The organism is Citrobacter sp. ANG330 (assembly GCF_047467925.1).
Lineage (GTDB): Bacteria > Pseudomonadota > Gammaproteobacteria > Enterobacterales > Enterobacteriaceae > Citrobacter_A > Citrobacter_A amalonaticus_G.
On the sequence record NZ_JASJUI010000001.1, the window covers coordinates 890,202 to 908,487 of the forward strand.

Below are 18,286 nucleotides of genomic sequence, written 5' to 3' on the forward strand. Positions count from 1 at the left end.
CCTGGCGATTATTCGTCAGGGGGCATTAAGAAGACATTAACGTGTCGGGTGATGAACCGCGTTAAAACCCAGTTTACACAGTAACGCCGCCGCATCCGCGTCGTCGCACATCACATACAGTGAAGACCATTCACGACGCTCGAGGTAATTTTTGCGCAGTTTATCAAATTCACCCGGTATTCCGGCAACGTTGCGCAGCGGCGCATCGTCGCGGCGCACATCATACACCAAATGCACCAGTCTTTTCAGCGTCGGCTGATCCAACGGGCCATGCAGCGTAATGCGGCCAAATTCCGGGGCCGGCAGCAGGGTATCCAGCGCGACATGCTGCTCATGACCGATAAATGCGCTATATGCTTCAAAGACCTGTGTGGTGCCGCGCGCTTTGCCTTCCAGCGTGTAGCCCGCAATGTGCGCCGTGCCAATATCGATCGTGTTCAACAGATCGACATTCAGGTCCGGCTCGCCTTCCCAGACATCCAGAACCACACTCAGATCCTGTCCGGCATTAAGACGCGCCAGCAACGCGGCGTTATCCACCACGGCGCCACGACAGGCATTAATCAGAATAGAGCCCGGTTTCAGGCGGCTAATCAGCGCGTCATCGGCCAGATGCAGCGTTTTGTAAGGCCCTTCTTTAAACAGCGGCGTGTGGAAAGTCAGGATATCGGCTTCTTGTACCAGCGCATCAAGCGAACGGAAATCGCCCTCATCCCCGCGATCCGCACGGGGTGGATCGCATAACAGCGTGCGGATCCCCAGCGCTTCCAGTCGCGCCTGCAGGCGTCCACCGACGTTACCCACGCCGACAATCCCGACGGTACGGTCGCGTAACGCGAATCCGTCACGTTCTGCCAGCATCAGTAGCGCCGAGAAAACATATTCCACCACCGCAATGGCATTACAGCCGGGCGCCGCTGAAAATCCAATCCCCGCCTGCTTAAGCCAGGCATCGTCAACGTGGTCAGTGCCTGCGGTTGCTGTACCCACAAACTTGATGGCTTTCCCCTCCAGCAGCGACGCGTTCACTTTGGTGACCGAACGCACCATTAACGCATCGGCATCATCCAGCTCAGCGACAGGGATGGGACGTCCGGGAACCGCTTTGACTTCACCCAGACGACTAAATAATTCGCGGGCATAAGGCATATTTTCATCAACGAGAATTTTCACGTCTGTCGTACCTGTTTGAGAACGAGAGTTAACCGGGCAAGTGTGCCATAATCTGGCCGCCAGGCATACTTTGCTAAGATTGATGGTTTAAGGATAAGTGATGATGCAACCCATTTCCGGTACTCCCGCGCGCCCTCCCGGTGAAGGGCAACCTGCGGTTTCCACGGCGGGCGAACAACCGCTCTCCACGCAACAGCGGACCGTACTGGAACGCCTGATAACGCGCCTGATTTCACTGACGCAACAGCAAAGTGCGGAAGTGTGGGCCGGTATGAAGCACGATCTCGGCGTAAAAAGCGATACTCCGCTGCTGTCGCGTCATTTCCCTGCGGCGGAACAAAACCTCAGCCAGCGTCTCGGCGTGGCCCAGCAAAATCATGCCAATCGCCAGGTGCTTTCACAGTTGACAGAATTACTGAATCAGGGAAATAACCGCCAGGCGGTCAGCGATTTTATTCGTCAGCAGTACGGACAAACGGCGCTCAGCCAACTCAAACCGGAACAGCTTAAGAATGTGCTGACGCTTTTGCAGCAGGGACAGTTGTCGATCCCGCAGCCGCAGCAGCGCCCGGCGACCGATCGCCCACTACTGCCAGCCGAACACAATACGTTAAATCAACTGGTGACCAAACTGGCCGCCGCAACGGGGGAATCCAGCAAGCTGATCTGGCAATCGATGCTGGAACTTTCTGGTGTGAAAAGCGGTGAACTGATCCCGGCAAAACATTTCACCCATCTGGCGACCTGGCTGCAGGCGCGTCAAACCCTGAGTCTGCAACACGCCCCTACCCTGCAATCGCTACAGGTGGCGCTCAAGCAACCGCTGGAAGCCGATGAACTGATCAACCTGAAGGATTACGCCCAGCAGACCTGGCAAATTCAACCGCAGACGGTGCTGACCAATGCGCAAATGCAGGATCTCCTGAATCAGATCTTCCTGAAGCGCGTCGAGCGCGATCGGGAATTAAACGATCCGCGCCATATTCAGCCGATTTACAGTCCGTTTACGCCGGTTATCGAAACGCTGCGATCGTTTAGCGCGCGTCCCGGACTGCTGTTTATCGCCCTGCTGGTCGCGTTACTGATTTTCTGGCTGGTCATCTAGCGCCGGCGAAACGACAGTAACGTCACCACCATCCCCAGCACCGCTGAAATCGCACCGGCAAGAAACACGGATGGATAGCCACAGGACGTGGCAAGCAACCCCGCCAGCGGGCCAGTGACCGCGTAAGAGATATCCTGAAAGGCAGCATAGCCCCCCAGCGCTGTCCCACGAACCTGTGACGGTACGCGTTTCACCACTTCAACGCCCAGCGCCGGGAAGATCAGTGAACACCCCGCCCCGGTTAATGCTGCGCCAAGCAGCGCAAACCACGCCGTCGGCGCCAGCCAGAGCAAGACCAGCCCAATGGTCTCGATCAGCAGAGAAGCGATAGCCACCCTGACCCCACCAAAGCGGTCCGGCATCCAGCCAAACAGTACGCGCATGATCACAAAGGCTCCGCCAAACGCGGTCAGCGTAAAGCCGGCCATAGCCCAACCGTGGCTGGCAAAATAGAGAGAGATAAAGGTGCCGATCACGGCAAATCCCACGCCTTGCAGCGCGAGGCCCAGACCCGGCTTCCAGATAAGCCCCACGACGCTCCACAGCGAGGGACGTTCCCCCGCATGAGCCGGCACTTTACGCACCGTTCCGTTAAACGCCCATGCCAGCAGCGGTAACACCATTGTCGTACCCGCAAGACCCGCAAAGCCAAAATGGCTGTGGATCAACAGCCCCAGCGGCGCGCCTGCCGCCAGCGCGCCGTAAATCGCCATCCCGTTCCACGACATCACCTTGCCGGAACGTGCCGGCCCCACCAGACCCAGTCCCCAGGTCAGGGTTCCGGTCAGTAACTGGCTTTCACCAAAGCCGAGGATCAACCGTCCGACGATTAATAACGCGAACTTGATCGGTACAGAAACAGGTAAGAGTGCCGCCAGTAACCACGCGCCGCCCGCCAGCGCGCAGGCAAACATTCCCTGCAGAGCAGAACGCTTGGCGCCGTACTGATCGGCGAGTCGCCCGGCATAACCGCGCGTCAGGACGGTGGCCAGAAACTGAATCCCCACGGCGATACCGACCATCGTATTGCCATAGCCCAGTTCATGGTGAACAAAAAGAGGAATGACAGGTAGCGGCAGGCCGACCGTCATGTAGGTCAAAAAGACCGCAAATGCGATACGAAAAAGCGATGTGTTCGCTGCAGAGGTTTTTTCTTTATGGGTTACTGCTGTCATGCGTTACTCCAGAATGCAGAGTAAGGCGAGGAAATGCCACGCCCCCTCCACCTGACCGTCAGGATTAAGGTGCGTTGGATAACGTCAAACGCTTACGCATTATCCGGAAGATAATGATGGGCCTGAAGTCTGCCTGTGAGTGGCTAGCATTGTCAACCGCAAACCGTGCCGTGTGCTCAGTACCCGGAATTATTGTCGAATAGCGAAGGAAGAACCGCACCAATCCCTTTCGTGCCAAACAGATAAGTCACCTGCAGCTGTTCTGGCGTCAGGAGTCTGAACATCATATCCCAAATCTCTTTCGGCTCCGCTTCCCAGGCTGAGGCTTCATTTCGCACAGATGCCGGGTCGCTGTCTGCAACATAAGGACGCACATACACGGGGAGAATCGAAATATGGTCTTCCCATGCCTTCGATTTTCTGCGTTTGCGCTTAACGCCTTCTTGACCCGTATTCAGGATATTGAGCCGATTGCGAACAGCGGGAACGCTACCGGGAAAACCCGGCAGACCAATACATTCCTGTATCGTGAGCCATTCTTTAGACATCATTTCGTTCCTTTCCCCAGTGAAATAAAAATAACTTTTCTTTCTTGCGCGAAATTTCAGGATTATTCTGGCAATATTCAGCTGGCAAAAGAAAATCACCTTCTTTTGCCACAGAGATATAAAACCGTAAAAAATATCGGTGCCGATAACACATCAGCGCAGGATTGCAGAATGAGAGAAAAAAGCCAGGACTGGCATCGTATAGATATTAAAAGTGCACTTGAAAAAAGAGGTATTACGCTCAAGGATCTTTCGCGCACGGCAGGCTTATCACCAGACGCGCTGGAAACCACACCAGACGTAATTTGGCCGACCCGTTATATCAATATGCCGTCTGTTTCAGTTGCTGAATCGCCAGAGAATAATAAAAACTAATATTTCCTTTTTGTTTTATTCTTTGCAGAAATTAATAAATAAATTAGCGACACACATTATAGATACCAATAGCACTAAAGGTTACGCCTGACGAAGAAAATATTGTTAATACCTCTCGTAGTTTTTTACGCGTTCCACTAACAGAGGTTATTATGAGTTGGGATAAAACAGGCAGGACCCGGTTATCGGGCAGCAAAACCAACCTATATCCTTTACAGGAAAAAATGATGAAAACCTTCTTATTGTTGCCACTCATCCTGCTGCTTTGCAGTTGTTCTACCCCCTCTCAAGAGAGTGCAAAAGACGTTAAACAATTCTATCTCGCGTGGATGGCGGCATTTATCGATGAGCCAGATAAGCCTCACGATACCAGCAAGTTAATGCAACGCTATGTTGCTAAAGAGGTTATCGATCGTCTGACGTTGATTGACAGCTTCTATGAGCAAGAAATTATCGACTCAGACTACTTTATGTACGTGCAGGATTATGCCCCTGAGTGGATCCCACAGTTACAGGTTGGACAAGCACGTCCCTTCCTCGGTGGCGAAAAAGTGGACGTCCAGTTGGGTGGTCCTGACGACCAGCCCCCCATTCGTCTGGAAGTTTATACGCGCCGGGAGGGAAAACGCTGGAAAATCTATCGCGTCAGGGATGTCGGCAATCATTTTGAGCATCCCATTTACAGCGCCGGGGCCATTGCCCAGGCCCGGGCGTGGTCTGCGGAAATTGCGCCAGAATACGAACCGCTTAAAAAGTAAAAGGGAGCCATTTGGCTCCCTTTTACATCAATACCAGCCTTACGCTTACAGTTTACGCATTACCAGCGTGGCGTTAGTACCACCAAAACCGAAGCTGTTGGACATGACGGTGGTCAGTTCGCGATCGACAGTTTCGGTCACGATGTTCAGACCTGCCGCCTGCTCGTCCATCTCTTCGATGTTGATGCTTGGCGCGACAAAACCGTGTTCCAGCATCAGCAGAGAGTAGATCGCTTCCTGCACACCTGCTGCGCCCAGAGAGTGACCGGTCATCGCTTTAGTCGCGGAGATCGCCGGGCTCTTATCGCCAAATACTTCGCGAATCGCCCCCAGCTCTTTCACATCACCCACCGGCGTTGAAGTACCGTGGGAGTTCAGGTAGTCAATTGGCGTATCAACGCCATGCATCGCCATCTGCATGCAGCGCACAGCGCCTTCACCAGACGGAGCAACCATATCCGCGCCATCAGACGTCGCGCCGTAGCCCACGATTTCTGCGTAGATATGCGCGCCACGCGCCAGCGCGTGTTCCAGTTCTTCAACCACTACCATACCGCCGCCGCCTGCGATAACAAAACCATCGCGGTGCGCGTCATAGGTACGGGATGCTTTAGCAGGCTGGTCGTTATATTTGGTAGACAGCGCGCCCATTGCGTCGAACTCACAGGCCATTTCCCAGCCCAGCTCTTCGCCGCCGCCAGCAAATACGATGTCCTGTTTGCCCAGTTGGATCTGCTCGACCGCATTACCGATACAATGTGCGGAGGTGGCACACGCGGAGCTGATTGAGTAGTTTACGCCGTGAATTTTGAACGGCGTCGCGAGGCAGGCGGAAACCGCAGAGCCCATCGCTTTGGTGACCACATACGGGCCAACCGCTTTCAGGCCACGCGGGCTACGCATGGCATCAGCACCGAATACCTGCGCTTTCGACGAGCCACCGGAACCCGCAATCAGGCCAACGCGTGGGTTATTCTGATAAACTTCTTCGCTCAGACCAGCGTCTGCGATGGCTTCACGCATGGAGAGATAGGCATAAATAGAGGCATCGTTCATGAAACGCACCACTTTACGGTCGATCAAACCAGTGGTGTCCAGTTTGACGTTACCCCATACGTGGCTACGCATTCCTGCATCTTTAAACTCTTCAGAAAAAGTGATGCCTGAACGTCCTTCACGCAGAGATGCCAGGACTTCCTGCTGGTTATTACCGATGCTGGAAACAATGCCCAAGCCAGTAATCACTGCACGTTTCATTCAATACCTCTGTCAGTCGCACTATAATAAGTTTCGATTGGCACAATAGCGTACACTTGTACGCCGAACAAGTCCGATCAGCCAATTTGTACTGAAATTTGCGCCGCCTGGCACACATCGCTAAGATCGTGACACAGCCTGTCAGACGAGTAACTTACGTGAAACAATACGCTATACAACCCGCCAACCTCGAATTCAACGCTGAGGGTACACCTGTTTCCCGAGATTTTGACGACGTCTACTTTTCCAACGACAATGGTCTGGAAGAGACGCGCTATGTCTTCCTCGGCGGAAACCGGATCATAGAACGCTTCGCAGAGCATTCTCACCCGCTGTTTGTGGTTGCGGAAAGCGGATTCGGCACCGGCCTCAATTTTCTCACGCTCTGGCAGGCGTTCGCTGCATTTCGCGCCACTCAGACCGAGGCTACGCTACAAAGATTACATTTCATCAGTTTTGAAAAATTTCCGCTGAGCCGTGACGATCTCACCGCGGCGCATCAGCACTGGCCTGAGCTAGCTGAATTTAGCGGGCAACTTCAGGCCCAGTGGCCGTTGCCGCTGGCGGGTTGCCAGCGTCTGTTGTTGGATGAAGGGCGTGTCACGCTCGATCTCTGGTTTGGCGATATTAATGAACTCACCGATAAACTCGACGACAGCCTGAATCAAAAAGTCGATGCCTGGTTTCTCGACGGCTTCGCCCCGGCCAAAAACCCGGACATGTGGACGCCCACCCTCTTTAACGCGATGGCGCGACTGGCTCGTCCTGGCGGTACGCTGGCAACCTTTACGTCTGCCGGATTTGTTCGTCGCGGTTTACAGGAAGCCGGTTTTACGGTGCAGAAATGCAAAGGTTTTGGCCGCAAGCGCGAAATGCTGCGTGGCGTGATGGAACAGACTCTCGCCCTGCCAGCGTCAACGCCATGGTTTGCTCGTCAGGGAAGCGAAAAACGTGAAGTCGCCCTGATTGGCGGCGGGATCGCCAGCGCGCTGCTTTCGCTTTCGTTGTTACGCCGGGGCTGGCAGGTGACACTCTATTGTGCTGATGACACCCCCGCCCAGGGCGCATCCGGCAACCGTCAGGGAGCGCTTTATCCCCTGCTCAGCAAGCACGACACGGCGCTCACCGTGTTCTTCCCCGCGGCGTTTACCTTTGCCCGTCGCCTGTATGACGCCCTGCCAGTAGAATTTGATCATGACTGGTGCGGCGTTACGCAGTTTGGCTATGACGAAAAGAGCCAGCATAAGATCGAACAAATGCTGTCGCTGGCTTTGCCGCGCACGCTAGCAAGCGCGGTGGATGTCGCAGAGGCGCAAAAACTTACCGGGGTAGAAACTGGGCGCGGTGGCATAACCTATCCGCAAGGCGGTTGGCTGTGTCCGGCGCAACTGACTGCCGCCGTGCTAAAACTCGCGGAAAAGCAAGGATTGCGTTGCCACTATCAACACTCACTGGCGACACTTAACCGTTCAGCCTCCGGCTGGGATCTGCGCTTTACGCACGGCAGTCACGCTGAACATGCCGTGGTAGTGCTGGCCAACGGTCATCAGATTAACCAGTTTGCACAAATGCAGCCGTTACCCGTCTACGCTGTCGCCGGCCAGGTCAGTCATATTCCGACGACGCCAGCGCTTTCCGGGATCCGTCAGGTGCTGTGCTATGACGGTTATCTGACGCCGCAGAACCCGACGAACCAGCAGCACTGTATCGGCGCCAGCTACCATCGCGGCAGCGAAAAGACGCAGTATCGGGAAGACGATCAGCAGCAAAACAGGCAGCGCCTGATTGACTGTTTCCCGGCGGCGGAATGGGCCAAAGAAGTCGATGTGAGCAGCAAAGACGCTCGCTGCGGCGTGCGCTGTGCCACCCGCGATCATTTGCCGATGGTGGGAAACGTTCCGGATTACGCCGCAACGCTTACGCAGTACGCCGGGTTAGCCGACAACAAACCGGGAGCTACAAGTGCGCCAGTGTTTGACGATTTGTTTATGCTGGGCGCGCTGGGTTCCCGCGGGCTGTGTTCTACTCCCTTGTGCGCAGAAATTCTGGCCTCGCAAATGAGTAACGAACCGGTGCCGATGGATGCCGCCACGCTGGCTGCATTAAATCCAAATCGTTTATGGGTGCGGAAGTTGTTGAAAGGGAAAGAAGTTAAAACGCTGATGGAATAAACAGGCGAGCCATCCGGCAGGTTAACATGCCGGATGGCGGTGTCGTGATTAGTGCGTTGCTTTCTGGAATAACGCGTCCCACATCTCTTTGACTAACGCCTGATCGCGCGGTGACAACTCACCGGCACCGATGGCATTTTCCAGGCTGCGGGTGACGTTGGTATAGACGGCCTGAGCAGAATGGTCATCCGTTCCTTCCAGTTCTGCAACGGCTAATGTCAGGTGGCCACGCAAATACCCACTGGCAAATAGCTCATCATCGCTTGCATGCTCTACCATGTCGTCGATTAATGCCAGAATGCGTGATTCAAACTCCGCGATCATCTTCTTTCCTCATTGTAACGTGGCGCTGGCTTCAGTTGAGTGCTTCTGGCCACGGGAACTGTTCCGCCGTAAGTTCAGGCGTGTGATAATAATTCTGTAGTGCCTTGATGAAACGCGCCGGACGTTCGGGAATGCCCTTCTCCAGATACGTCATCACCTGCGCATGAACCCGACGCTGGAACACTACGCGGTCTGGTTCAAAATCGCCTTCCAGGTTGTCGCAACTGACGTTAAACGGATACCCCGCCGCCACGCAGAACAACCAGTCAAACGCCTGCGGTTTCACTTCCACATCTTCAAACTGGCTTTGCGTCGCCGCATCACGACCGTCCGGACAATACCAGTAGCCGAAATCAACCAGCTCGCGGCGCGCTTTTCCGGCAATACACCAGTGCGAAATCTCATGCAATGCGCTGGCGTAAAAGCCGTGCGCAAAAACAATCCGGTGATACGGAACCTCTGCATCAGCAGGAAGATAGATCGGTTCGTCGTCACCTTTAATCAGACGGGTATTAAAATCCTCGGCAAAGCAGCCGTTAAAAATATCAATCAACTGTTCGTAGCGGTGCGTACTGTTCATTAATTCATCCCCAGCCAGTGGAGAATCTCCTGTCCATGGTTATCATAAAGAAGTTTGATGCTCATCACCGCCGAAACAATGACGATCATAGGCCGAATCAGCTTCTGTCCTTTGCTCAGTACCAGTCGTGAACCCATCCGTGCCCCGAAAAATTGCCCAATCAGCATGACAAAGCCGGTAGCCCAAATGACTTTCCCACCGATGATGAACAGCAGCAGTCCGCCGATATTGGAAGTGGCATTCAGCACCTTAGCGTGGGCGGTCGATTTCGCGAGGTTATAACCGCACAGCATGACAAACGACAGCGCGTAAAAAGAGCCTGCCGCCGGGCCAAAGAAACCATCGTAGAAACCTACGCAGCCACCGGCCACCAGGGCAAACGGCAGACCGTACAGGCGACGCTGTCTGTCTTCCTCGCCCACTTTCGGCATCAGCAAAAAGTAGAGACCAATGCAGATCACCAGAACAGGCAGGATCTGTCGCAACACGTTTGACTGCACATGCTGCACCAGCAGTGCGCCACTCATCGAACCGATAAACGTCATCGCGATATTGAGTTTCTGGTCGGCGAGGTTCACCACTTTACGGCGAATAAAATAAATTGAAGAAGAGATCGAACCGCCACAGGCCTGAAGTTTATTGGTCGCCAGCGCCTGCGCGGGAGACAACCCTGCAGCCATCAGCGCGGGGATGGTCAACAGACCGCCTCCCCCCGCCAGTGAGTCGATAAATCCTGCCAGCATTGCCACAAAAAACAACACCAGCAACAACAGCGGAGAGACCATAAACAGGTCTGCAAAATTATCCATTAGAGTACATGCTCATCCAGCAGCGCCTGGCAGGAAGGCGGCAACGGAGGCGGTGTCTTCTTCTCAGGCTTTGTTGTTCCAGGTTTTGGCGGTTCAAACCAACTTTGTAGCTCAGCGCCACAGCCATCGCCCGGCGGAGGCAACGGCTGATCTTCGCACTCAAGGCTGTCGGCAGGACAGCGTAATCGTACGTGCATATGCGCACGATGCTGGAACCAGGGGCGCACTTTACGTAACCAGTCGCGATCGGTGCCGGCATCCAGGCAAAGCTGTTGTTTGATGGCAGGATTCACAAAAATACGCGTGACGTCGTTATCTTTCGCCGCCAGCTTAATCAGGCTGGAGATTTCCGGTTTCCACAGCGCTGGCACGACATGTTTACCATCACGGGCGACCAAATCCAGCGCCTGGGGACGCAACAGTTGCGCCTGAGTCCAGCGCGTTTTTGGCAACTGCAGGAAAATATCGACATCCAGACCGGTCTGATGGCTGGCATGTCCGCCGTTAAATCGACCACCAGCAGGCATGCCCATATCGCCAATCAGCACCGTTCCCAGCCCTAGATTGCTCACCTGCGTACTCAGCCGCTGAATAAACATCACCAGATCGGGATGACCGAAATAGCGGCGCTGATCGGTGCGCATCACCTGATAGTGCTCGGACTGCACGGGCAGTGTATCCGCTCCCACTATGCAGCCGTTCGAGAAGCCACCAATTGACTGCGCGCTGCCCGGCACGGGCTGGGTAATTTTCTGCCACGGCGTCGCCGCCAGGCTGGCCGTGCTGGCAAGAAGCGCCAGCAAAGCTATTGCGGTTTTTTTCATCTCTTACCAGCGTGGAATATCCGTTTTGACATCCGCATTTTGCGCCCGTTGACGTAACAGGTGATCCATCAGCACGATCGCCAGCATCGCTTCCGCGATCGGCACGGCGCGGATCCCCACGCACGGATCGTGACGACCTTTCGTGATCATCTCCACCTCTTCGCCAAAGCGGTTAATAGTGCGACCCGGAACGGTAATACTGGACGTCGGTTTCAGCGCCATGTGGGCCACGATTTGCTGGCCGCTGCTGATCCCGCCCAGAATACCGCCGGCGTGATTGCTCTGAAAGCCGTCTTTGGTGATTTCATCACGATTCTGACTGCCGCGTAGCGCTACAACCTCAAACCCGTCACCAATTTCGACGCCTTTCACCGCATTGATGCTCATCAGCGCGTGGGCGATATCGGCATCAAGTCGGTCAAACACGGGTTCACCCAGCCCTGCCGGCACGCCGCTGGCGACCACGGTCACTTTCGCGCCGATAGAATCGCCCTCTTTTTTCAGCGCACGCATCAGTTCATCCAGCGCATCGATTTTATCCGGATCCGGGCAGAAGAAAGGATTTTGCTCAACCTGCGACCAGTCTTTGATCGCCAGCGGAATGTCGCCCATCTGGGTCAGACAACCCTGGATGGTTACACCCAATTTTTCAGCGAGATATTTTTTAGCAATGGCGCCTGCCGCCACGCGCATCGCGGTTTCCCGCGCGGAAGAACGTCCGCCGCCACGATAATCGCGCAGGCCATATTTCTGCTCGTAGGTGTAATCCGCATGTCCCGGACGAAACACGTCCTTGATGGCGCTGTAGTCCTGTGAACGCTGATCGGTGTTTTCAATCAGCAGACCAATGCTGGTCCCCGTCGTGACGCCTTCAAACACGCCGGACAGGATTTTAACCTGATCCGGTTCGCGACGCTGCGTCGTGTAACGCGACGTGCCAGGGCGACGTCTGTCGAGATCGTGCTGCAGGTCAGCTTCCGTCAGAGGAATGCCCGGCGGTACACCGTCGACGATACAACCGAGCGCCAGCCCGTGCGATTCGCCGAAGGTGGTTACACGAAAGAGTTGTCCAATTGTATTTCCTGCCATTGCGGTCTCGTTGTTGTCGTTGTGATTTAATCTTTATAGAGGCTGAAGTGCTCGCGGGCGGCAATCAACTCGGCTTTGGTCAGCATAAAGACGCCATCGCCGCCATTGTCGAATTCCAGCCAGGTGAACGGCACATCCGGATATTGTTCCATCAGATGTACCATGCTGTTACCGACTTCACAAATCAGAATGCCGTTATCAGACAGGTAATCCGGCGCGTTGCCCAGAATGCGGCGGGTGAGTTTCAGGCCGTCAGTGCCGGACGCCAGACCCAGTTCCGGCTCATGACGATATTCATTCGGCAGATCGGACATATCTTCTGCATCAACGTACGGCGGGTTGGTTACGATCAGATCGTACTGAACTTTCGGCAGGTCCCGGAACAAATCGGAGCGAATCGGCGTGACGTGATGGATCAGACCGTGCTCTTCAATGTTGTGTTCAGTCACGGCCAGCGCGTCCGCTGAGATATCTACCGCGTCCACTTCCGCTTCCGGGAAGGCATAGGCGCAGGCAATCGCAATACAGCCGCTACCGGTACACATATCAAGGATAAGCTGAGGCGGCTCATTGACCAGACCCGCAAAGCGGTTGTTGATAAGTTCACCGATCGGAGAGCGCGGCACCAGCACGCGTTCATCAACATAAAATTCATGACCGCAGAACCAGGCTTTGTTGGTCAGATAAGCCACCGGAATACGTTCGTTCACGCGGCGGATCACGCGCTCAACAATACGGTGGCGTTCGCTGGAAGTCAGACGCGCGGTACGCATATCTTCCGGAATATCGAGCGGCAGATACAGCGAAGGCAGAACCAGTTGCACGGCTTCATCCCACGGGTTATCCGTACCGTGACCGTACCAGATATTCGCCGCACTAAAACGGCTAACCGCCCAGCGCAACATGTCCTGAATGGTATGCAGATCACTCACTGCTTCATCAACGAAAATTTTATCCACCTGTTCCTCCAGGGCACGCCCGCATTAATTTCGGCGGCTAGTTTGCCATGAAGACGGCGATAAATCAGCAATCACGCAGGGGTTGCGGGTGAAAATTGCGTTTTGAGCATTCGCATCCGCATCGAGTCGGGTAAACTAACGGACAATAAAAAAAGATGAGACCGCAGAATGAAAAAGAAAACATCGCTGAGCGAGGAGGACCAGGCGCTGTTCCGGCAGCTGATGACCGGCACCCGTCAGATTAAACAGGACACCATTGTTCATCGCCCGCTGCGTAAAAAGATAACCGAGGTGCCGGTTAAGCGGCTGCTTTCGGAGCAGGCCGATGCCAGCCATTATTTCTCTGATGAGTTCCAGCCGCTGCTGAATACGGAAGGCCCGGTCAAGTATGTCCGTCCTGACGTCAGCCATTTCGAGCTGAAGAAAATGCGCCGTGGCGATTACTCTCCAGAGCTGTTTCTCGATTTACACGGTCTGACGCAGCTTCAGGCAAAGCAGGAACTGGGCGCGCTGATTGCCGCCTGCCGCCGGGAACATGTTTTTTGCGCCTGCGTGATGCACGGTCACGGCAAACATGTACTGAAACAACAGACGCCGTTGTGGCTGGCGCAACATCCGCACGTCATGGCCTTCCATCAGGCACCGAAAGAGTATGGCGGCGACGCTGCGCTACTGGTGTTGATCGAAGTGGAAGAGTGGGCGCCGCCGGAACTGCCCTGAGCGCAGAAACAACAAGAGCCGCATCAGCGGCTCTTTAGCGTAGTGACAAACCTTATTCCGACCCCGGACAACCAGAGATCTCTTCATTAAAAACCAGGAAAATCAATTTATTGATTTTCAGTTGTTAACGACAAAGAAGGAAAAACCTCGTTTTTCTTCTTTGTCAGCTGTCTTAAGAGCCGCAGAGCCGCATCAGCGGCTCATTACAGGGAATACAGCGGTTAAATCGCTTTCGCCATTTTGAGGTTACACGGGCTCATCTGCCAGTTGAACACCCCTTTTCCGCTTTCATCCAGCGTCACACTGGCAATTGCGGAGGTGGTAAACATCGGCGGCGTTTCTCCTGGGCACAGCTCGGACACCAGGTAACCCACTAACGGAAGGTGGGAGATTACCAGCGCAGTGGCTACGCCTTCATTAGCCAGAGCCTGCAAATAGGCGCTGACCAGACCGACATCGCCGCAGGGAGTCAACTCCGGCAAAACATCCACGTCGCCTGGCAGGTTCATGCATCCCCCTACCACATCCAACGTTTGTTCGGCTCGCAGGAACGGGCTCACCAGAACACGTTCGATATCCACTTTTTGACCTTTCAGCCAGTTCGCCATAAGGCGGGATTCGTCACAACCGCAGGGGGTTAAGGGACGAACCGAATCACTGGCGGCATCGAGGGCCGCGTCGCCGTGACGCATGATAAAAACTTGCATATTGCACCGCTTTTGTTAACCAGAATCACACGCACCCAGCCAAAACCCCTCAGGGTTGCTGTAATGCAGTGGCCGGCATTGTGCCTTATCCGTTCGCTGAATGAAACGCTGTGTTTTACCTCAATGGCGTAAGTATAGTCAATCTGTGTTTACAATTTAACCAACTCACAGCCATTCAGTACGGATTTACCTTACATTTGACCTTGCGAATTCAGGTCAGTTGCATCTGTTTTCCAGAAACTTTCACCCCGCTCCGCCATCTGTAACAACGCATCGCACGGCGTAAACCGTGGACCATACAGCGAAGCCAGACGTTGCAATACCGCAACCACTTCACCCGCCCCGAGAGAATCCATATAACGGAACGGGCCACCGAGAAACGGAGGAAAACCAATACCAAACACCGCGCCGATGTCGCCATCGCGCACGCTACGAATCACCTGCTCATCGAAGCAGCGCGCCGCCTCATTGAGCATTAACATGACGCAACGTTCCGCAATCTGCGAAGCGGAGAGCCGGCTCTGCCCCTGAACGCCTATAAGCGTATAAATTGCAGGGTCGACCTGTTTTTTGCTTTTACGCCCTTTCGCCCCATAAAGATAGAAACCCCGACCATTTTTTCTGCCTTTGCGATCATCATTCAAAATTGATGAAACAACATTTGCAGGGGCGCTAAAACGCTCGCCATAAGCGGCTTCCAGTATTGGTATAATTTTAGTGCCTGTGTCGATTCCGACCTCATCCAAAAGTTGGATTGGCCCGACCGGAAAACCAAACTTTACCAGTGCGTTGTCGATCTGCTCGACCCGCTCACCTTCTGTCAGCAGGCGAATCGCTTCATTGATATACGGCGCAAGAATACGGTTTACATAGAACCCGGCCTTATCGCGCACCACAATTGGCGTTTTGCCCTGTTTTTTCGCCAGCTTAACCGTGGTGGCGATGGTTTGTTCCGACGTCGTGGCATGCGGAATCACCTCCACCAGCGGCATTTTTTCAACCGGGCTAAAGAAGTGCAGACCAATCACCTGCTGGGGTCTGGCCGCTTTGGCCGCAATGTCGCTAATCGGTAAAGATGACGTATTGGAGGCAAAAATAGTGTGAGATGCACAATTCTGCTCAACTTCGGCCACCATCTGTTGTTTTAACGACAGATCTTCAAATACCGCTTCAATTACCAGGTCGCGATGGGAAAAGCCGCGATAGTCGACCGAACCCGAAATCAGCGCCAGCTGTTTGTCACGTTCACTGGCTTTGATATGCCGGCGACGCACCTTCGTTTCAAGCTGTTCCCAGCTGTATTTCAGCGCGTGGTTGATTCCTTTGGAGTTAATGTCTTTGATGCGAACTGGCAAGCCACCTTTACAGGCTGTGACGTAAGCAATACCGCCGCCCATCAGCCCACCGCCTAAAACGCCGACGCTGTTAAGCGGCCCTGGCGGAACCTCGCTGCCTGGGTCCTTTTTCACCTCCGTACTGGCAAAAAAGATATGACGTAACGCTTGTGATTGCGGCGTCATCGCCAGCTCGCCAAACGCGTTCGCTTCCGCGTCGTATCCGCTGCTACTACCCTGCGCCAGCCCGGTTTCAATCACCTGTAAAATACGTTCTGTCGCCGGGTAATTTCCCTGGGTTTTCTGTTCTGTTTTCTTGTTCACCATGCGGAAAAGCAACGCCCGCCCGAGCGGCCCCGCCAGAATTCGTTCACGAACCGGAAGGGGGCGATGACCGGGGCGTTCTTTTTTCGCCCATTCCACGGCGGCGTCCAGCAGGATCGTCTGCGGGACCACCTCATCCACCAGTCCCGCTTTCAGCGCCTGCTTCGCGCGAAGTTGCTTGCCGGTGAGGATCATATCCAGCGCCGTGCTGATTCCCACTAACCGTGGTAAACGTTGGGTGCCGCCCGAACCCGGCAACAGCCCCAGTTGCACTTCCGGTAAACCGAGTACCGTTTTCGCATCATCTGTACAAACCCGTGCATGGCAGGCCAGCGCCAGTTCAAGGCCGCCCCCCAGACAAGCACCGTGAATGGCGGCCACCACCGGGATCGGCAGCACATTGATTTCGGCCATCAGTTGCTGCCCCTGTCGCGCCAGCGTTTCTGCTTCCTGGGCACTTTTGCAGCGGCCAATCATATTGATATCTGCCCCGGCAATGAAATTGTCCGCTTTTGCGGAAATGATGACGACGCCGCGAATCGCCTTGTTTTCACGGATCTGTTTAAGAATAACCCGTACCTGCGAGGCAAACTCCGCCTTCAGGGTATTCATTTTCTCTCCCGGAACGTCCACAGAGATAACCGCGACATTGTCCGGGCGCACGTTAAGCGTAAAAGCCGATGCCATTTCCATTATTCCGCCTCCAGAACCATTGCCGCGCCCAGTCCGCCTGCAGCACAGGCGGTGACCAGGCCAAAACCGCCGCCACGACGACGTAATTCGTGCAGGGTTTGCGTGATCATCCTCGCACCCGTCGCGGCAAAGGGATGTCCAAAGGCAATCGAACCGCCAAGTACGTTAAATTTGCTGTCATCCACTTCGCCGGTGGCATGGCTTCGGCCAAGCACGTCACGGGCAAAGCGCTCGCTGCCGAGTAGCTGAAGATTGGCCAGCGTCTGCGCGGCAAAGGCTTCGTGCATATCGAAAAGCGTCAGATCGGCCATCGTTAATCCTGCACGTTCCAGCGCCAGCGGCGTGGACCAGGCCGGCCCCAACAGCATATCCTGCCAGACATCAATGGCGGTAAAGGCATAGCTGCGTAGATAGCCAAGCGGAACCAGCCCTAACTCTTTGGCACGGGATTCCGTCATCAAAATGACCGCCGCCGCGCCGTCGGTCAGCGGTGTACTGTTGGCCGCCGTAACGCTGCCATGTTTGCGGTCAAATGCCGGACGCAGTCTGGCGTAATCTGCCAGCGTAGAGTTGCCGCGAATATTGTTATCTTCAGACAGGGGCTCTTTAAAAGGCGGCGTGTACGTGGTCATCACTTCATCGGCCAGTTTTCCCTCTGCCCACGCCAGGGCGGCCCGTTGGTGGGAGCGATGCGCCAGGGCGTCCTGTTGTTCACGGGTAATGCCATAGGTTTTCGCCATCTGCTCGGCGGTATCGCCCATTCGCAGGCCAGTGGAGTATTCCGCTACAGCAGGCGGGACGGGCAGCAGATCGCGCAAGCGCAGACGAGAAAAGAGTTTCAGACGCTGCCCCATCGTGCGGGCTTTGTTGACATCGACCAGCACCCGCGCCAGTTTTTTGCTGACGCCAATGGGCAGCACCGAAGACGAGTCAGCCCCACCGGCGATACCTGCACGAATGGTGCCGGCCATCAGGCTTTCTGCAACGTTGGCGACCGCCTGAAAACTGGTCGCACAGGCGCGACTGACGCTATAAGCATCGGTATGCACGTTCATGCCGGTCCCGAGCACAATTTCACGCGCAATGTTTGGCGCTTCCGGCATCTGTACGACCTGACCGAAAACCAGTTGTTCGATGACGTCGGCAGGGATTTCGCTACGCGCAAGCAGTTCCCCCACCACCATTTTGCCGAGATCGACGGCGGGAATGCCATGATAAGCCGTTGCCTGACGGGCAAAAGGCGTACGTAATCCGCTCACAATGGCGATGCGATCGCCCTGCCGGGTGACCAGCGGTAAAGCCTGACTCATAACACTCCCCTGTAAAAAATAAAATAAGTGGTCTGACCTGATCATAGTCTT

The 18,286-nt window shown here is 54.8% G+C and carries 18 protein-coding genes; 5 read left to right on the plus strand and 13 right to left on the minus strand.

Going from position 1 to position 18,286, the window contains the following annotated elements; translation table 11 throughout:
* Positions 1-36 precede the first annotated feature (36 nt).
* Positions 37-1,173, minus strand: coding sequence for a 4-phosphoerythronate dehydrogenase PdxB (gene pdxB / locus QNN88_RS04435; RefSeq protein WP_414239125.1), 1,137 nt, complete (start codon positions 1,171-1,173; stop codon positions 37-39).
* A gap of 103 nt (positions 1,174-1,276) precedes the next feature.
* Here pdxB and flk point away from each other — a divergent pair, with 103 nt between their 5' ends.
* Positions 1,277-2,278 (plus strand): flagella biosynthesis regulator Flk, encoded by a 1,002-nt coding sequence (gene flk, locus QNN88_RS04440; protein ID WP_414239350.1) that lies wholly within the window; start codon positions 1,277-1,279, stop codon positions 2,276-2,278.
* On the opposite strand, the gene QNN88_RS04445 is transcribed toward flk, so the two are convergent.
* Positions 2,275-3,453, minus strand: coding sequence for an MFS transporter (locus QNN88_RS04445; RefSeq protein ID WP_414239126.1), 1,179 nt, complete (start codon positions 3,451-3,453; stop codon positions 2,275-2,277). The two genes, flk and QNN88_RS04445, sit on opposite strands and share 4 nt — an antisense overlap.
* A 176-nt stretch (positions 3,454-3,629) precedes the next feature.
* Positions 3,630-4,001 carry a hypothetical protein gene (locus QNN88_RS04450; protein ID WP_414239351.1) on the minus strand — a complete coding sequence of 124 codons (372 nt, stop codon included), beginning with the start codon at positions 3,999-4,001 and terminating at the stop codon, positions 3,630-3,632.
* Between the two features lie 171 nt (positions 4,002-4,172).
* Between QNN88_RS04450 and QNN88_RS04455 the strand changes: the two genes are divergently transcribed.
* On the plus strand, positions 4,173-4,376 hold the full coding sequence (locus QNN88_RS04455; protein WP_414239127.1) for a helix-turn-helix domain-containing protein: 204 nt from the start codon (positions 4,173-4,175) through the stop codon (positions 4,374-4,376).
* A 227-nt stretch (positions 4,377-4,603) separates the two neighbouring features.
* Positions 4,604-5,134, plus strand: coding sequence for a YbjP/YqhG family protein (locus QNN88_RS04460; protein ID WP_414239352.1), 531 nt, complete (start codon positions 4,604-4,606; stop codon positions 5,132-5,134).
* A 45-nt stretch (positions 5,135-5,179) separates the two neighbouring features.
* On the opposite strand, the gene fabB is transcribed toward QNN88_RS04460, so the two are convergent.
* A complete protein-coding gene (gene fabB, locus QNN88_RS04465) occupies positions 5,180-6,391 on the minus strand; it encodes a beta-ketoacyl-ACP synthase I (protein ID WP_414239128.1) in 1,212 nt (403 codons plus the stop codon).
* 158 nt (positions 6,392-6,549) lie between these two features.
* Here fabB and mnmC point away from each other — a divergent pair, with 158 nt between their 5' ends.
* Entirely contained in the window at positions 6,550-8,562 is a 2,013-nt protein-coding gene (mnmC, locus tag QNN88_RS04470; RefSeq protein WP_414239129.1) for a bifunctional tRNA (5-methylaminomethyl-2-thiouridine)(34)-methyltransferase MnmD/FAD-dependent 5-carboxymethylaminomethyl-2-thiouridine(34) oxidoreductase MnmC, read from the plus strand.
* Positions 8,563-8,610: 48 nt separating this feature from the next.
* Here mnmC and QNN88_RS04475 read toward each other — a convergent pair whose 3' ends face one another.
* Genes QNN88_RS04475 through prmB form a run of 6 tightly spaced genes read right to left on the minus strand, consistent with a single transcriptional unit; the run spans position 8,611 to position 13,147 of the window.
* Positions 8,611-8,886, minus strand: coding sequence for a YfcL family protein (locus QNN88_RS04475; protein ID WP_414239130.1), 276 nt, complete (start codon positions 8,884-8,886; stop codon positions 8,611-8,613).
* 31 nt (positions 8,887-8,917) lie between these two features.
* Complete coding sequence (locus QNN88_RS04480; protein ID WP_414239131.1) at positions 8,918-9,466, minus strand: elongation factor P hydroxylase; 549 nt, start codon at positions 9,464-9,466, stop codon at positions 8,918-8,920.
* Positions 9,466-10,275, minus strand: a complete 810-nt coding sequence (locus QNN88_RS04485; RefSeq protein WP_414239132.1) for a sulfite exporter TauE/SafE family protein — start codon at positions 10,273-10,275, stop codon at positions 9,466-9,468. Before QNN88_RS04485 ends, QNN88_RS04480 begins: the two co-directional genes overlap by 1 nt.
* Entirely contained in the window at positions 10,275-11,099 is an 825-nt protein-coding gene (mepA, locus tag QNN88_RS04490; protein ID WP_414239133.1) for a penicillin-insensitive murein endopeptidase, read from the minus strand. Before mepA ends, QNN88_RS04485 begins: the two co-directional genes overlap by 1 nt.
* A 3-nt stretch (positions 11,100-11,102) precedes the next feature.
* Positions 11,103-12,188: a chorismate synthase gene (gene aroC / locus QNN88_RS04495; RefSeq protein WP_414239134.1), complete on the minus strand. Its 1,086-nt coding sequence runs from the start codon at positions 12,186-12,188 to the stop codon at positions 11,103-11,105.
* Between the two features lie 26 nt (positions 12,189-12,214).
* Positions 12,215-13,147, minus strand: a complete 933-nt coding sequence (gene prmB, locus QNN88_RS04500; protein WP_414239135.1) for a 50S ribosomal protein L3 N(5)-glutamine methyltransferase — start codon at positions 13,145-13,147, stop codon at positions 12,215-12,217.
* A gap of 168 nt (positions 13,148-13,315) precedes the next feature.
* Between prmB and smrB the strand changes: the two genes are divergently transcribed.
* On the plus strand, positions 13,316-13,867 hold the full coding sequence (gene smrB / locus QNN88_RS04505; protein ID WP_042999963.1) for an endonuclease SmrB: 552 nt from the start codon (positions 13,316-13,318) through the stop codon (positions 13,865-13,867).
* A 221-nt stretch (positions 13,868-14,088) separates the two neighbouring features.
* Here the strand turns inward: smrB and sixA are convergent, their stop codons facing one another.
* The 3 genes from sixA to fadI all read right to left on the minus strand — a co-directional run bounded on the left by sixA (position 14,089) and on the right by fadI (position 18,235).
* Complete coding sequence (sixA, locus tag QNN88_RS04510) at positions 14,089-14,574, minus strand: phosphohistidine phosphatase SixA (RefSeq protein WP_130098109.1); 486 nt, start codon at positions 14,572-14,574, stop codon at positions 14,089-14,091.
* Between the two features lie 191 nt (positions 14,575-14,765).
* Positions 14,766-16,925, minus strand: coding sequence for a fatty acid oxidation complex subunit alpha FadJ (fadJ, locus tag QNN88_RS04515; protein ID WP_414239136.1), 2,160 nt, complete (start codon positions 16,923-16,925; stop codon positions 14,766-14,768).
* On the minus strand, positions 16,925-18,235 hold the full coding sequence (gene fadI / locus QNN88_RS04520; RefSeq protein WP_414239137.1) for an acetyl-CoA C-acyltransferase FadI: 1,311 nt from the start codon (positions 18,233-18,235) through the stop codon (positions 16,925-16,927). Before fadI ends, fadJ begins: the two co-directional genes overlap by 1 nt.
* Positions 18,236-18,286 lie beyond the last annotated feature (51 nt).

What these genes read in the sequence shown, in the direction of transcription:
- sixA (WP_130098109.1), bottom strand. Translation starts at nt 14,574, where the DNA reads ATGCAAGTTTTTATCATGCGTCACGGCGACGCGGCCCTCGATGCCGCC.
- QNN88_RS04455 (WP_414239127.1), top strand. Translation starts at nt 4,173, where the DNA reads ATGAGAGAAAAAAGCCAGGACTGGCATCGTATAGATATTAAAAGTGCA.
- QNN88_RS04480 (WP_414239131.1), bottom strand. Translation starts at nt 9,466, where the DNA reads ATGAACAGTACGCACCGCTACGAACAGTTGATTGATATTTTTAACGGC.
- QNN88_RS04450 (WP_414239351.1), bottom strand. Translation starts at nt 4,001, where the DNA reads ATGTCTAAAGAATGGCTCACGATACAGGAATGTATTGGTCTGCCGGGT.
- smrB (WP_042999963.1), top strand. Translation starts at nt 13,316, where the DNA reads ATGAAAAAGAAAACATCGCTGAGCGAGGAGGACCAGGCGCTGTTCCGG.
- QNN88_RS04485 (WP_414239132.1), bottom strand. Translation starts at nt 10,275, where the DNA reads ATGGATAATTTTGCAGACCTGTTTATGGTCTCTCCGCTGTTGTTGCTG.
- fadJ (WP_414239136.1), bottom strand. Translation starts at nt 16,925, where the DNA reads ATGGAAATGGCATCGGCTTTTACGCTTAACGTGCGCCCGGACAATGTC.
- QNN88_RS04445 (WP_414239126.1), bottom strand. Translation starts at nt 3,453, where the DNA reads ATGACAGCAGTAACCCATAAAGAAAAAACCTCTGCAGCGAACACATCG.
- fadI (WP_414239137.1), bottom strand. Translation starts at nt 18,235, where the DNA reads ATGAGTCAGGCTTTACCGCTGGTCACCCGGCAGGGCGATCGCATCGCC.
- fabB (WP_414239128.1), bottom strand. Translation starts at nt 6,391, where the DNA reads ATGAAACGTGCAGTGATTACTGGCTTGGGCATTGTTTCCAGCATCGGT.
- flk (WP_414239350.1), top strand. Translation starts at nt 1,277, where the DNA reads ATGCAACCCATTTCCGGTACTCCCGCGCGCCCTCCCGGTGAAGGGCAA.
- mepA (WP_414239133.1), bottom strand. Translation starts at nt 11,099, where the DNA reads ATGAAAAAAACCGCAATAGCTTTGCTGGCGCTTCTTGCCAGCACGGCC.
- QNN88_RS04475 (WP_414239130.1), bottom strand. Translation starts at nt 8,886, where the DNA reads ATGATCGCGGAGTTTGAATCACGCATTCTGGCATTAATCGACGACATG.
- QNN88_RS04460 (WP_414239352.1), top strand. Translation starts at nt 4,604, where the DNA reads ATGAAAACCTTCTTATTGTTGCCACTCATCCTGCTGCTTTGCAGTTGT.
- aroC (WP_414239134.1), bottom strand. Translation starts at nt 12,188, where the DNA reads ATGGCAGGAAATACAATTGGACAACTCTTTCGTGTAACCACCTTCGGC.